Annotated in this window: 14 protein-coding genes; 5 read left to right on the top strand and 9 right to left on the bottom strand. The window is 68.7% G+C overall.

Annotated features, from left to right (window positions below; all coding sequences use genetic code 11):
* Positions 1–231: 231 nt before the first annotated feature.
* A complete protein-coding gene (locus ACWESM_RS32310; protein WP_355080405.1) occupies positions 232–585 on the top strand; it encodes a hypothetical protein in 354 nt (117 codons plus the stop codon).
* Between the two features lie 631 nt (positions 586–1,216).
* Positions 1,217–1,552, top strand: coding sequence for a hypothetical protein (locus tag ACWESM_RS32315; protein ID WP_355080404.1), 336 nt, complete (start codon positions 1,217–1,219; stop codon positions 1,550–1,552).
* A gap of 28 nt (positions 1,553–1,580) precedes the next feature.
* Here ACWESM_RS32315 and ACWESM_RS32320 read toward each other — a convergent pair whose 3' ends face one another.
* The 6 genes from ACWESM_RS32320 to dapE all read right to left on the bottom strand — a co-directional run bounded on the left by ACWESM_RS32320 (position 1,581) and on the right by dapE (position 8,330).
* A complete protein-coding gene (locus ACWESM_RS32320) occupies positions 1,581–2,519 on the bottom strand; it encodes a glucosyl-3-phosphoglycerate synthase (protein ID WP_355080402.1) in 939 nt (312 codons plus the stop codon).
* Positions 2,516–3,400 carry a dihydropteroate synthase gene (gene folP, locus ACWESM_RS32325; protein WP_356966629.1) on the bottom strand — a complete coding sequence of 295 codons (885 nt, stop codon included), beginning with the start codon at positions 3,398–3,400 and terminating at the stop codon, positions 2,516–2,518. The genes ACWESM_RS32320 and folP overlap by 4 nt, the downstream gene beginning before the upstream one ends.
* Positions 3,401–3,629: 229 nt before the next feature.
* Entirely contained in the window at positions 3,630–5,399 is a 1,770-nt protein-coding gene (locus ACWESM_RS32330; RefSeq protein WP_364435140.1) for a long-chain-acyl-CoA synthetase, read from the bottom strand.
* A 4-nt stretch (positions 5,400–5,403) separates the two neighbouring features.
* Positions 5,404–5,973, bottom strand: coding sequence for an LOG family protein (locus ACWESM_RS32335; RefSeq protein ID WP_379255965.1), 570 nt, complete (start codon positions 5,971–5,973; stop codon positions 5,404–5,406).
* Complete coding sequence (locus ACWESM_RS32340; protein WP_355080394.1) at positions 5,967–6,776, bottom strand: LOG family protein; 810 nt, start codon at positions 6,774–6,776, stop codon at positions 5,967–5,969. The genes ACWESM_RS32335 and ACWESM_RS32340 overlap by 7 nt, the downstream gene beginning before the upstream one ends.
* Positions 6,777–7,226: 450 nt before the next feature.
* Positions 7,227–8,330, bottom strand: coding sequence for a succinyl-diaminopimelate desuccinylase (dapE, locus tag ACWESM_RS32345; protein ID WP_364435145.1), 1,104 nt, complete (start codon positions 8,328–8,330; stop codon positions 7,227–7,229).
* 347 nt (positions 8,331–8,677) lie between these two features.
* On the opposite strand from dapE, the gene dapD reads away from it, so the two are divergent.
* Entirely contained in the window at positions 8,678–9,625 is a 948-nt protein-coding gene (gene dapD / locus ACWESM_RS32350) for a 2,3,4,5-tetrahydropyridine-2,6-dicarboxylate N-succinyltransferase (RefSeq protein WP_355080390.1), read from the top strand.
* Between the two features lie 45 nt (positions 9,626–9,670).
* Here dapD and ACWESM_RS32355 read toward each other — a convergent pair whose 3' ends face one another.
* Complete coding sequence (locus ACWESM_RS32355) at positions 9,671–10,057, bottom strand: PPOX class F420-dependent oxidoreductase (protein ID WP_355080388.1); 387 nt, start codon at positions 10,055–10,057, stop codon at positions 9,671–9,673.
* Between the two features lie 45 nt (positions 10,058–10,102).
* Positions 10,103–11,521 (bottom strand): acyl-CoA synthetase, encoded by a 1,419-nt coding sequence (locus ACWESM_RS32360; protein WP_452495005.1) that lies wholly within the window; start codon positions 11,519–11,521, stop codon positions 10,103–10,105.
* 137 nt (positions 11,522–11,658) lie between these two features.
* On the opposite strand from ACWESM_RS32360, the gene ACWESM_RS32365 reads away from it, so the two are divergent.
* Complete coding sequence (locus ACWESM_RS32365; RefSeq protein ID WP_364435153.1) at positions 11,659–12,510, top strand: oxygenase MpaB family protein; 852 nt, start codon at positions 11,659–11,661, stop codon at positions 12,508–12,510.
* 112 nt (positions 12,511–12,622) lie between these two features.
* On the top strand, positions 12,623–13,342 hold the full coding sequence (locus ACWESM_RS32370) for a hypothetical protein (RefSeq protein WP_355080383.1): 720 nt from the start codon (positions 12,623–12,625) through the stop codon (positions 13,340–13,342).
* A 2-nt stretch (positions 13,343–13,344) separates the two neighbouring features.
* Here ACWESM_RS32370 and ACWESM_RS32375 read toward each other — a convergent pair whose 3' ends face one another.
* The gene (locus tag ACWESM_RS32375) at positions 13,345–13,977 is read right to left on the bottom strand and encodes a TetR/AcrR family transcriptional regulator (RefSeq protein ID WP_397280307.1); all 633 of its coding nucleotides are present in this window, start codon (positions 13,975–13,977) and stop codon (positions 13,345–13,347) included.
* Between the last annotated feature and the right edge of the window lie 48 nt (positions 13,978–14,025).

Genomic DNA, 14,025 nt, shown 5'->3' on the forward strand with positions numbered 1-14,025 from the left:
AACGCGCGCAATCAGCGCAGCAGAAAAATGACTCGAGCCGCCGAACGGGCACCACTAGCTCCGCTGATCACCTGTTCACAGCGACTCTCTCGACTTAAAAAGCAGCCGCACATTATGTGCCCCAGGTCACCACCCCTCCCCCGAGTGCGTTCATACGCGGATGATTGAATAGCTGGACGATAACCGCTCTCCGAGAAACGGCCGCGTGAGGCGTCCGGCAAGGAGGAAATCGTGAATCCGCTATTGCTGATCGGCGGGGCCGTCCTGGCGGTGGGCCTGGTCGGCCTGATCATCAGTGTGCTGCTGCGGCCGACCGGGTCGAAGGCTCATGTGACCGTCGCCGATCTCCAGGCCCGGCTCGCGCGGGAGCAGTCGGCTCCGTCGCCCGAGGCGGACGGCCCGGTGGACGGTGAACCGGAATCCGGCTCGCCGAATACCGACGCCGAGTCGGTCGATCCCGGGCGCGAGGAACGCGAGCAATCCGGCACCGAGGCCGACGAGCCCCGTGACGCTGCCGCGGATTCGGCGACCGAGGACGATGCGAACCAGGTACTGCTGCCGGATCATCGTCGCCGCAACCAATAGCCTTCGGTTAACCAGCGGTCGGCACAGCGGAAATTCACCGATTTCTCGGGCTCAACGCGCTGCGGCCGGACCCGATGCGCGAAGCGCCGGCGCCAAGCGCGCGGCACTCGGGCAATTGCTCACCCTGCTGTCACACGAGTCGGTCACGTCGGCACACGTGGTGGAACGATCAGCCCCGGACCCCGGGAGTTCGAAGCCGCGTTGACCGGTCCAGCGTCCACGGCCACAGGCCGTCGGATACGCCGAGGCAGTCGTCCTGACGTCGGGGCATACAGTGCGGAACAGCGACGGGGACTCGGCGCGCGGACGAGACGGCCATCTCCATCGTCGCCCAGATTCTGGCCGAGCGCGGCGGCACTCCACTTCCCCGATGCAGCGCATCGAGGGGACCCATTCACCGGCTGATCAGCTCGAAGTTCGTACGTGTGGCGGATTGGACCGCCGGTCGGCGGGAATACCGGCCACAGAGCCGCACATACCGGTCGGCGGCGCGTCCAATCCCACTTGCACGACGCGCTCACTCGGCCCACACTTGATTTGCTGAAAATTAACTGCACGTTGGTGACGGTGCGTTGCGCTTCGGCCCCGCCACGTTCTGCCCGGCCCGCCCCACCGAGAGGAGAAATGCGCCGTGACCGCCACCCAGATCGCCGTCCTCTGCTCGCTCGTCGGCGCGGCGAGCCTGCTCGCCACCATCGGGTTGCTGCACGGACCGGCGAACCGGCGGCGCCGGGTCGGCGTCACCGAGCACGTGATCGCGGAACAACTGCCCGCCCCCGCGCTCCCGGTCTGTCCGATCGGCAGGCCGCAGCGACTACCCGTCGAGCCCTTGACGGTGGCGGAGGCGCACGAACTCATGCAGCGCCACCGGATCTGTGAACCCTCCGAGTGCGTCTACAAGTACGCGGCCTTCCGGACTCTGATCGAGGCGGGATACATGCGCGACCCGCATGCGGAAGGGGCCTGACCGCATCCGCATGCGGCGCGAGAACGGATCAGGCCGCGGCGCAGGCCGGCCGGAGGGTGTTCATCGGCGGGCGGTCCAGCAGGGAGACCTCGGTGCGGTGCGCGGTGAACTCGTCGCCGATCAGCGGGAACTGGGTCAGCGCGGCGCCGGAGTCCTGGATACCGCTGCGACCGAGCACGGTGCCGAGGATCTGGCGGCTCATCACCCCCAGGTCGGCCAGCGGACGGTTGCGATGCGTGCGCACACCCAGGTTGACCTGGCCGATCGCGGACATGCCGAGCCGGTCGTAGGTGTCGAGCAACAGCCCGATCTCCACCCCGTAGCCCGGGGCGAACGGCACCGAGGTGAGCAGTTCGCGGGTGCCCGCGTACTCGCCGCCGAGCGGCTGCAACACCTGCGACAGCTCCGGTCGCAGCGCGGCCAGGAGGGGCCGGGCGACCAGTTCGGTGACGCGGCCGCCGCCATGCGCGTCCACCGCGCCGCCTTGCCGCAACGGCCTGCGGTAATACGCTTTGGCCAGGTGCATGTCGTCCACCGTGAGCAGCGGACCGAGCAGCTTCGGCACGAAGGCGGGATCCGGGTCGATGAGGTCGGAGTCGACGAAGGCGATCAGATCGCCGCTGGTCACCGCCAGCGAGCGCCACAGCACCTCGCCCTTGCCCGCAACCGGCTCCAGCTCCGGAACCGCCTGCTCGCGGCTGATCACCTCGGCGCCCGCGGCGCGGGCCCGCTCCGCGGTGGCGTCGGTCGAGCCGGAGTCCAGCACGATCAGCTCGTCCACCAGCGTGCCGAGCAGCGGCCGGATGCTGGCCACCACGTCGGCCACGGTCCGTTCTTCGTTCAGCGCGGGCAGCACCACCGACACGGTGCGCCCGGCCTTCGCGGAGACGAGTTCGTCCACGCGCCAGTTCGGGGTGTCCCAGGTATTGGTCGTCGCCCAGGCGGGCTCACGGTGTTGAAATGTCATGCCAGACCTCGCAAGGTTCGTGCGGGGGGCCGGATGCCCTGGATAGCGGCGATCATGTCCACGACCCGCCGGGTCGCTGCGACTTCGTGGACACGAAAGACTCTGGCGCCTGCCGCCGCCGACCACGCTGTCGCCGCCAAAGTGCCCTCCAGCCGTTCGGAAAGACCGACACCTAGAGTCTCCCCGATGAAATCCTTGTTGCTCAGCGCCATCAAGACTGGCCATCCGGTTTTTACAAGAACGTCGACTCGGCGCAACAGTTCGAGACCGTGATAAGTGTTTTTGCCGAAATCATGCGTAGGATCGATCAGGATCGAATCCCGGCGCACTCCCGCGGCGAGCGCTTCCTCGGCGGCCCGCACCACGGTTCCGGTGACCTCCTCCACCACGTCGGTGTAGCGGACGCGGTGCGGCCTGGTGCGCGGCACCGCGCCACCGGTATGGCTGCACACCACACCCGCACCGTGCGCGGCGGCCACCGGAACGAGATCGGGGTCGGCGCCGGCCCAGGTGTCGTTGATCAGATCCGCCCCCTCGCCCACCGCCGCCAATGCAACATCGGCGCGCCAGGTGTCGACGCTGATCAGTAGCTCCGGGTACTTCGCGCGAATGGCCGCGACGAACGGCACCACCCGGCGCGTCTCCTCGGCCGCGTCCACCGAATCACCCGGCCCGGCTTTCACCCCGCCGATGTCGACGAGATCGGCGCCCTCGTCCACCGCGCGCGCCACGGCATCCATGGCCGCCGCATCGGTGAACGTGGCGCCGCGGTCGTAGAACGAGTCCGGGGTGCGGTTCACGATCGCCATCACGAGCGCCCGATCCGTCGCCACCGGCCGCCCGCACAGCGTGGGAAGCGGGGCCGCGGTCGAGCTGAACATGTCGCTCTCCCGCCTCTCCGCGAATCAGGCCGTACAAATCAGGAGACAGGGATCGCGGACAGGTCGTGTCGCCGGGGCTTGGGCGTACCCCACGAGTGACCCGTGTGCTCACGAAACCAGTGGTCTCCTAATTCTCAGACCGTACCAGTCGAGTGCCACAAGATCAGCCAGCAGTCCTCTGGCGGAGGTGGGGGAACCACCGCCACCAGCTCTTTTCCGCAGACGGCCGTCAGTTCTTCGGGGCGCGGCCCGCGGCTACGTCGGCGGCGTAATCGGCGTAGGCGGGGATGTATCCCTCGGCGCGGCCCGCGAGCACGTACAGCGTGCTGTCGGGATCGTCGGCGTAGCCCTGCTTGCGCAGGTCCACCTTGCGGCTCTTGAACGTCGAAGTCTGTTCCAGCTCGTGCACGATGCGAATGAACAGCGGCACGGCGTAACCCGGCAATTGGTCGTAGGCCAGCTTCGCCACCGCCGCACCGTCGAATTCCGCGCCCGGATGCAGCGTCACCGCGGCCATGCCCGCCTTGCCGTCGGTTCCGGGGATGTCCACGCCGTAGACCACCGCCTGCTCGATCGACTCCGCCTTGCTCAGCGCGCCCTCCACTTCGGTGGTCGCCACGTTCTCCCCCTTCCAGCGGAACGTGTCGCCGAGCCGGTCCACGAACGCGATGTGGTGCCAGCCCTGGTCGCGCACCAGGTCGCCGGTGTCGAACCAGACGTCCCCGGATTCGAAGCCATCGCGCACCAGCTTGGCCTCGGAGGCGGCCTTGTCGGTGTAACCGTCGAACGGGGAGCGGTCGGTGACCTTGGCCAACAGCAGGCCGACGCCACCGGTGCCGACCCGGCGCAGGCGGCCGTTCTTGTCGCGCTTCGCCTTTCCGGTCTCCTCGTCGTACTCCACGACGGCATACGGCAGCGGACCGAAACCCGCCGTCCGGTCCACGCCGAATGCGTTGACGAAGGCGATGTTCGCCTCGCTCGCACCGTAGAACTCCACGATGCGCTCGATGCCGAACCGGGACTTGAACTCGTCCCACAATTCCGGACGCAATCCGTTGCCGACGGCGAGCCGGATCAGGTGCTGCCGGTCGGTCGGCTCGGCCGGCTGGTTGATCAGGTAGCGGCACAGTTCGCCGATGTAGATGAACGCCGTGGCCTGTTCGCGAATGACCTCGTTCCAGAACCGGGACGCGGAGAAACTCCGGCCGAGGGCGAACGTGCCGCCCGCGGCCAGGACCGCGGACAACGCGACCGTGAGCGCGTTGTTGTGGTACAGCGGCAGGCAGCAGTACAGGGTGTCGTTGCCGCGCAAGCGGATTCCCAGGCCACCGAGTCCGCCCATGCTCTTGGTCCAGCGCAGGTGGGTCATCACGCTGGCCTTCGGCAGTCCGGTGGTGCCGGAGGTGAAGATGAGGAACGCCCGCTCGCGCGCGGTGACCTCCGCACAGCTCGGCGGGTCGCCGTCGTCGGCGTCGCGGGCCGCGTCGCGGAGTTCGTCGGCCGCGAGCACGTTGGCGGGCGGTTCGGGCAGCGAGTCGATCGCCTCGGCGCACTCCGCGCCCACCACGTTCAGCACGCTGTCGAGCAGGCCGAGGCTGTGCGCCAGCACCTGGTCGCGCTGATGATGGTTGAGCAATCCGACGGTGGCCCCGAGCTTGACCGTCGCCAGCACGACGAACAGGGTTTCCGGCCGGTTGGTCATCAGCACGCCCACCACGTCGCCGCGCCGCACCCCGCGCGCGGCGAGCACGCTCGCGTACCGGTTCACCTCCGCGTTGGCCTCGCCGTAGGTGTAGCTCGCGCCCTCGAACCGCAGGAACAAGCGGTCCGGATGCCGGTGGGCGTTGCGCTGGAAATACAGCCCGACCGACGACTTGGAATCCGGCGTCACGAGCATGTTCAACGCGTTGCGGAGCATGCCGGGCGCGTCCAGGGCCATCGCGGGGAGATGCCGGGCGAGGTCGACCAAACTCACCGTCGAGCGGGCATCGGTGCTCACGTCTTCAGCTCTCCTCACGGGGTAGGCGCGCCTCCAACGCCGCGAAAGCGGACGGGAGATCGGTCACCACGGTAATCCGGGACAACGCTGTCTGGGGCACGAACTTCCGCTCGTACAACTCGTCCAGCCAGGAGAACAACCCGCGGAAGAATCCATTGGGATCCAGCACAACAACGGGTTTCTCGTGCTGTCCCAGATATCCGCCGGTCCAGGTTTCGAAGAACTCCTCGAGTGTGCCGATGCCGCCGGGCAGGGTGAGGAAGGCGTCGGCGCGGTCCTCCATCACCTGCTTGCGCTGGCGCATGGTGTCGGTGACGACCAGTTCGTCGGCGTCGACGTCGGCGACCTCTCGGTGCACCAGGTGCTTGGGGATCACACCGATGGTGTTCGCGCCGCCGGCGCGCGCCGCGGTGGCGATCGCGCCCATCATCGAGACGTGACCGCCGCCGGACACCAGTTGCCAACCGCGCCGGGCGATCTCGGTGCCCACCCGGGCGGCCAGCGAAAGATAGTCCTGGTCGGTCGTGCTCGCCGAACAGTAGACACAGACGGCGAAAGGCCGCTCGCTCACCACTGATCCTCCGTCCCGATCGCGTCCTCGGCGCCGCCCGCTATCGCGGCCGCCTGAATGATGTTCACGACCTCCTCGACGCTGTCGGTCACGTGCAGCAGTCCGAGGTCGCCCGGAGAGATCTTGCCGGACCCGCCCAGCGAATCGCGCAACCAATCGACCAGCCCGGACCAATACCTGGTGCCGAACAGGATGATCGGGAACCGGGTGATCTTGTGGGTCTGCACGAGCGTCAGCGCCTCGAACAACTCGTCGAGCGTGCCGAAGCCGCCGGGCAGGCAGATGAACGCCTGCGAGTACTTCACGAACATCGTCTTGCGGACGAAGAAGTACCGGAAATTGATGCCCAGGTCGACCCAGTCGTTGAGGCTCTGCTCGAACGGCAGCTCGATGCCGAGACCGATGGAGTAGCCGCCCGCCTCGCATGCTCCTCGGTTGGCCGCCTCCATCGCGCCGGGACCGCCGCCGGTGATCACCGCGAAACCCGCCCGCGCCAGCGCGGCGCCGATCGCGAGTCCGGCCTGGTACTCCGGGTGGTCGGCGGAGGTGCGCGCCGAACCGAAGACCGTCACCGCTCGGGGCACCTCGGCGAGAGCGCCGAAGCCCTCGACGAACTCGGCCTGGATGCGCAGCACGCGCCACGGATCGGTGTGCACCCAGTCCGTGTCGCCGCGCTTGTCCAGCAGATTCCGGTCGGCGGTGCTGACGCCGTCGGCACGGTCGCGGCGGAACATGATCGGCCCGCGGAACTTCGGTCTCGACTTCGGTTCGGGGGCGACCTCACGGTCCGCGGCGTCGGTGGACATGCATTCCACGCTACCGCCCGGCAAGAGGGACTCACGGGCCGGACGAGAGAAGTCGTCCGACGTTCAGCCGGACGCAGGCAGGGCGAGACACCATCGCAATCTCGGCGCTCGAGGCGCACGTCACCGTGCGAATCAGGCGGGCGGCGAGTCGGAGTCGGGCACCCGCGATCGCGGCCATCAGCGGGAATCGGGCCGCGTGGCCGGGTCGGCAGCAACCGAACCTCCAGCCGCGCCGCTGCGCGCCCGAAGCCATCCAGGTGCACTCGGACGGGCTCGCCGGACCTCTTCGACCTCTGCTCGACGCCGTCGCGGAGATCGCCACGAACGAGATCACGCGGACGGACGGGCGCGGGAAGTTCGTGCTCGGTCGATCACGCGCGCGGCGGCAGTACGGCGGTCGCGACGATCCCGGGCCGGATGCGGCGGCACCCGCGGCTTCGCACCCGCCGTTCAGTCCGGAGTGCCGCTCAGGTAGCCGCGCAGCATGGCGGTGACCGCGGTGATCTGGTCGACGGGAACGTGTTCGTCGCGCTTGTGCGCGAGGTTTGGATCGCCCGGACCGAAGTTGACGGCGGGGATGCCGCGGGCCGCGAAACGCGAGACGTCGGTCCAGCCGTACTTCGCGCGCACACCGCCGCCGCCGTGGCGCTGTACCGACGCGATCAGGTCCTTGGCCGCCGGAGCGGTCAGCCCCGGCAGCGCGCCCGGCGCCGAGTCGGTCACTTCGAAGGACAACTCGAGCCCGGCGAAGACCTCGCGCACGTGCTCGACGGCTTGGTCGACGGTGCGGTCGGGCGCGAAACGGAAGTTGACGTCCAGTTCGGCGGCGTCCGGCACCACGTTGCCCGCCACGCCGCCGGTGACCCGGACCGCGGACAGTCCCTCGCGATAGACGCAGCCGTCGATGTCCACTTCCCGGGCGCGGTAGTCGGCGAGCCGCTGCAAGACCGGGGCCAAGCGGTGAATCGCGTTGTCCCCCAGCCATGCTCGCGCCGAGTGCGCGCGCACGCCCGAGGCGCTCAGCCGCACGCGCAGCGTGCCCTGGCAACCGGCCTCGATCCAGCCGCCGGACGGTTCGCCGAGCACCGCGAGGTCGCCGCTGAGCCAGTCGGGCAGGTCGCGTTCGATGTGCCCGAGGCCGTTGAACTCGGCGGCGATCTCCTCGCCGTCGTAGAAGATCAGGGTCAGGTCGTGCACCGGATCGGCGACGGTGGCGGCCAGATGCAGGAAGACCGCGTCGCCGGATTTCATGTCCACCGAGCCACAGCCGTAGAAGACCTGTTCGCCTGTCGGGCCCACCGCGAACCGGCCGGGCACGTTGTCGGCGATCGGCACGGTGTCCAAGTGCCCGGCCAGGATCACCCGGGTCGGCAACCCGCGGTGGGTGCGTGCCAGCACCACGTTCCCGTGCCGGAGGATCTCGAAGCCCGTCGTCTGCTCCACCAGTGCCCGCTCCACCGCGTCGGTGATGGCGGCCTCGTCGCGCGAGACGCTCGGGATGTCGACGAGGGCGGCGGTCAGTGTGATCGGGTCCGCATGCAGGTCGATGGTCACGCGCTTCACCCTACGACCGGTCACCCGCGAGGCCCGCCGGTACCGGCCGGTGTGCCGCCGCATCGTCCGGGACCGCCATCGTGCGCCGGCATCTCGCCGGAGTCGTCCAGGCGATGGTGCGGTCATTCTCGGCCCAGACACTGTTCAGCGTGCGACAGTGCGGCCACCGTCGCGCGTATCTCCGGTCGGCGCAGTGGTCTCGTTGATCGGGCGATCGAGCGTCGGCGCGACTGCTGACCAGGGCACTCGGCCGACCGGTCCTGGAGCTGGAGGCGTATCGAGCCTGGTGATCGCGCTCTCCGGAGCAGCCGCACCATCGCCGGTCGCGGGTCGGTAACCTCTAGGCCGTGAGTATCCAGGGAGCAGCAGCAATCGGTATCGCCAACGTGACCGCGGACGGGACCGTGCTGGACACGTGGTACCCGAACCCGCAGCTGGGCGAGTTCGCCGAGACCGGCAGCAAGCGGCTGGACGAGGCGCCCGCGGAGTACGCGGCTCTGCTCGGCTTCGACGACGCCCGCGGGGTCGACGTGATCGCGGTGCACACCACGATCGCCGACCTGTCCGCCGCCCCGGTGGACGCGCACGACGTCTACCTGCGCCTGCACCTGCTCTCGCACCGCCTGGTCAAGCCGCACGAGGTGAGCCTGGACGGCCAGTTCGGCCTGCTCACCAACGTGGTGTGGACCAACCACGGCCCCGCCGCGGTGGATGGCTTCGAGGCCACCCGCGCCAAGCTGCGCGCCCGCGGCCCCGTCACGGTGTACAGCGTGGACAAGTTCCCGCGCATGGTCGACTACGTGCTGCCCTCCGGCGTCCGCATCGGCGACGCCGACCGGGTCCGCCTCGGCGCGCACCTGGCCTCCGGCACCACCGTCATGCACGAGGGCTTCGTGAACTTCAACGCGGGCACCCTCGGCGCGTCCATGATCGAGGGCCGCGTCTCCGCGGGCGTCGTGGTCGGCGACGGCTCCGACATCGGCGGCGGCGCGTCCACCATGGGCACCCTCTCCGGCGGCGGCACCACGGTCATCTCCATCGGCGAACGGTCCCTGCTCGGCGCGAACTCCGGGCTCGGCATCCCCCTCGGCAACGACTGCGTCCTGGAGGCCGGCCTCTACCTCACCGCGGGCACGAAGGTCACCACACCCGACGGCACCCTGGTCAAGGCCGCCGAACTCGCAGGCCGCGACAACCTCCTCTTCCGCCGCAACTCCACCACCGGCGCCGTCGAAGTAGTCCCCCGCAAGGGCACCGGCATCGAACTCAACGCCGACCTCCACGCCAACGACTGAACGTTCCGCGAGTGGCACATGGTTGTGCCACTCGCGGAGTTCGGATCAGGCCGAAGGCGCTTCCGAGAGCCCGAAGGCGATGACTCGGTGGGGATGGATGCGGATCATTTCGCGGGAGACGCCGGGGATGTATGGGTCGACGTCGGTGAGTGCTTCGGCGGTGCCGCGGATCTCGAGGCAGCGGACGCGCCACGGTTGGACCGACGCGACGTCGTCGACGACGAAGGCGACGTGGTCGTTGGTGGCGAGGTTGCGGAATTTCCACGAGTCGCCCATGTTCCAGCCCGCGATGTCGATGGTGCCCAGGTCGGCGTTGTAGCGGAAGCCGACGGGGTTGTTCTGCGGGGTGCCGTCGGGCCGGACGGTGGCCAGCCGGCCCAGCCGCTGGGTGTGCAGGTAGTCGATGTGTTCGGTGGTCAGAGTCGCAGTCATGCGCCGACCGTAGAACCTCTACCTAACTCGAGGTCAACCCCGCGGTCAGCTCAGCTTCTTCTTCTGCACCTTGCCCATGGCGTTGCGCGGCAGCGCGTCGACCACGCGGATCTCGCGCGGGCGTTTGTGCACCGAAAGTTCTTCGGCCACATGGTCGATCAACTCACGCTCGGTCGCGGCGACGCGCAGCACGACGAAGGCGGTGATGCGCTGGCCGAGATCGTCGTCGGGCAGGCCGACCACCGCGGCTTCCGCGACCGCGGGGTGACCGAGCAGCACCGTCTCGACCTCGCCCGCGCCGACCCGGTAACCACCGGACTTGATCAGATCCACCGATTCCCGGCCGACGATGCGATGAAAGCCTTCCGGGTCGATGGCGGCGACGTCGCCGGTCCGGAACCACCCGTCCTCGGTCCAGGTCCGCGCGGTCGCCTCCGGGCGATTCAGGTAACCGTCGAAGAGCATCGGTCCGGACACTTCCAAGCCCCCGATGCTCTCGCCGTCGTGCGGCACCGGAGCACCGGACTCGTCCCGGATCCGGGTGCGCACACCGCGCACCGGCAATCCGACCCAGCCCGGCCTGCGCTCACCATCGGCCCGGGTGGACAGCGTGATCATGGTTTCGCTCATGCCGTAGCGCTCGACCGGCGCGTGCCCGGTCAGCTCGCGCAATCGCTCGAACACCGGCACCGGCAGCGGCGCGCTACCGGAAACGAGCAGCCGCGCGTCGGTCAACTGCTTCGCCGCGTCGGGGTCGTCGACCACCCGCGACCACACGGTGGGCACGCCGAAGTACAGCGAACCCTTGGCCGCCGCGTATGCCTGTGGCGTCGGCTTACCGGTGTGGATCAACGGACTGCCCACCCGCAGCGGACCGAGCAGGCCGAGGATCAGCCCGTGCACATGGAACAACGGAAGCCCGTGCACCAGCGTGTCCCTCGCGGTCCAAGCCCACGCCTCGGCCAGGGCGTCCAGACCCGCGGCGATCGCGCCGCGACTGAGTAGCACGCCTTTGGGCAAGCCGGTGGTTCCCGAGGTGTACAGCACGAAAGCCGTGGTGGCCGGGTCGGGTTCGGGGTAGGTGTGCCAGGACCTGGCGTGCCGCCGCACCGGCACCACGGGTAGGTCGGCGTCCTCCGGCGCTTTCCCCAGCCACACCTGAGCGCTCGAATCGGCCAGGATGTGCGCCCGTTCCGCGGTCCCGGAGTCCGGGGGCACCGGAACCACCGTGACGCCCGCGATCAGGCAGCCAACCACCGCGAGCACGGTTTCCACGGTCGGCTCGGCGAACACCGCCACTCGTTCCGCGCGCGCGACGCGTTCGGCCACCGAAGTGGCGGCGCCCAGCAGATCGCTGCGGGAGAGGGTGGCGCCGTCGATGGTGACGGCGTCGGGGATGTCCGCTCCGCCTGCGACGGCGAGCGGGTTCAGGGAGCTGAGCAGCAGCGGCGGACCGAACGGCATTCGCTCACGCTACTTCGCCGGATCAGCGGCGGTGTCGCGGCATCCCGCGCCGACCGGCGTCGAATGTGACGGTTGACACTCCCGCTGACGTGGTGAGAACGTTGGTGCATAGCTTTCTCAGCACTGCGAGGTCGACGATGACGAGGCCACTTTCCGCGACGCATCGTCCCGAATCGCCGGACTCCTTCGACATCGGGCAATACCTCGACGGCGTGGCCGGCCTGTTCGGCGGCGTCGCGAACGTCATCATGCAGCTGAGCGCTCCGCCGGTCGGTTACGGCGTGCTGGAGAGCACCGTCGACAGCGGAAACGTCATGTTGCATCCGGTCAAACGGCTGCGCACCACGTTGACCTACCTTTCCGTAGCGATGCTCGGCACCGACGAGGAACGCGCCGCCTACCGAGAAGCGATCAACGTCTCGCATCGTCCGGTCCACTCCACCGACTCGAGCCCGGTGCACTACAACGCCTTCGATCCCACATTGCAACTCTGGGTCGCGGCCTGCCTGCATTGGGGAGCGCGGGATCTGTACGAGCGCATGCACGGCCCGATGGACGAAGCGACGGCCGACGCGTTCTACCGTCTCGGCGCCAGGCTCGGCACCACCCTCCAGATGCCCGCAGCGATGTGGCCTCCAGACCGCCGCGCCTTCACCGAGTACTGGAGCGCGAATCTCGCGGCGACCAGCATCGATCCGACGGTCCGTGCCTACTTCGACGACCTCATCGACCTACGCATGCTGCCGCGACCCGCGCAGCTGGCTTTCGGGCGCCTGCACCGCTTCTTCGTGACCGGATTGCTGCCCCGGCACCTGCGCGACGAGATGGGGATGACCTGGACCGACCGCGACGAACGCGTACTCGGCCACCTTCTGCGCGCCGTCGGGGCCGCCGAGTCCCGGCTACCGCGAACGATCCGCGCATTCCCGCTGAACGCTTATCTCCTGGATATGCGCATCCGGCGTCGACTCGGCCTTCGTCTCGTCTGAGCCAACCCTTCGTTTCATTCCAGTTACTGGTGGGCAATCGCATCTCGTATTGCTGATCGTGCCTGCACAGCGCCGTCCGACGCGACGTGACGCCACCAGCCAGGAGGAGACGATGGGCTACCGAACGACGTTGACCGCGCTGATCGCCTGCGGGTTCCTGGCGCTGGCCGCGCCGGTCGCCCTTGCCGAGGAATCCGCCGAAACCGAAGTGGCCGCGGTGCCGCCGCGCACGGCGATCTCCGTACGCACCTCGGTCGGCATCGGCTGGGGAACACCGAACGAACACGAGTCACGCTCGAGTCTGTCGCTGTCGAAGCTCTTCCTTGCCGACTACGCCCTGCGCCACGGCGACGGCTCGGCCGAGGACCGCATGCTGGGAGAGCAAATGATCCGCTACTCAGATGATGGAGCCGCGACCGTGATGGAGGCCAAGTATCCACAGGCCATCGCGGCCATCGCCGCCGAATACGGCCTCGCCCAGACGGTGCCAGGACCCAGTTGGGGCGCGGGGGCGACCAGCACGGCGAACGTGTCCGACTTCCTCGCCACCAAATTGCGCACCGATCCCGGATCACCGATCTTCGGATGGATGGCCGCGGCGGGATCGACGGCCCGAGACGGCACCGAGCAGAACTGGGGCACGGCACGATGGCCCTTCGTCCAGGGCAGCAAATGGGGCTGGTCGGATTTCGGCGAGCCGGAGGTCGCCTCGACGTCCTACGGCCCCGGTTTCGCGGTGACCGCGCACACCCACGGCACCGCGGCCGAGCAGACGGCGGATGTCATGGCCGCGCTCGGGGCGATGCTCTTCGGCCTTCCGCAGCACCGCTGAAGTCAGCGCACCCGGAAGGACACCACGACGTGATCGCGGGCGAACTGCCGGATCGATGCGTCGTCGCCGAGCGGGATCACGGTCTGCGGGGTCAGCGCCAGTGACAGCGCGGTGCGAGCGATCATCTCGGCCAGCGGCTCCGGATCGTATTCCGGCAACTTGCCTTCCCGCTGCAACCGCGTGATGAACTCGGCCAGGTAATCCCGGCCGAGTTCGATGACCGGCGCGCCCTGGGTGGTGAGGTACGGCAGCACGAGTTCGGGCTCGGTGGCCAGCAGCCGGTGGATCAGCTGGTTTCCTCGCAGGCCGTTGATGAACGCGGCGAACAGTTCGACGATCTGGTCCTCGGCGCTCGCGTCGCGATCGACCTGACGCTGGAGCGCGGCGTCGACCTCCTCGATGAATTCGCGCGTCTGCCGCAGTCCGACGGCCCGGATCAGATCGGATTTGCTCGCGAAGCGGCGGTAGAGCGTGGCCAGCGACAATCCGCCGCGACGCGCCACTTCCACCATGCTGGTGCGCTTGATACCGAAGTCGAGGAACGCCAGCAGCGCCGCGTCCAGTACCCGCGCCTGGTTGCGATCCTCCGGGGCGGCGCTGCGCACCAGCGGCAGCAGCCTGGTCAGCCTGGCCATACCTCAACCCTATCCGCGACAGCGACACGATGACACTTTCAGCATTGC

This window comes from Nocardia sp. NPDC003999 (genome assembly GCF_053604885.1).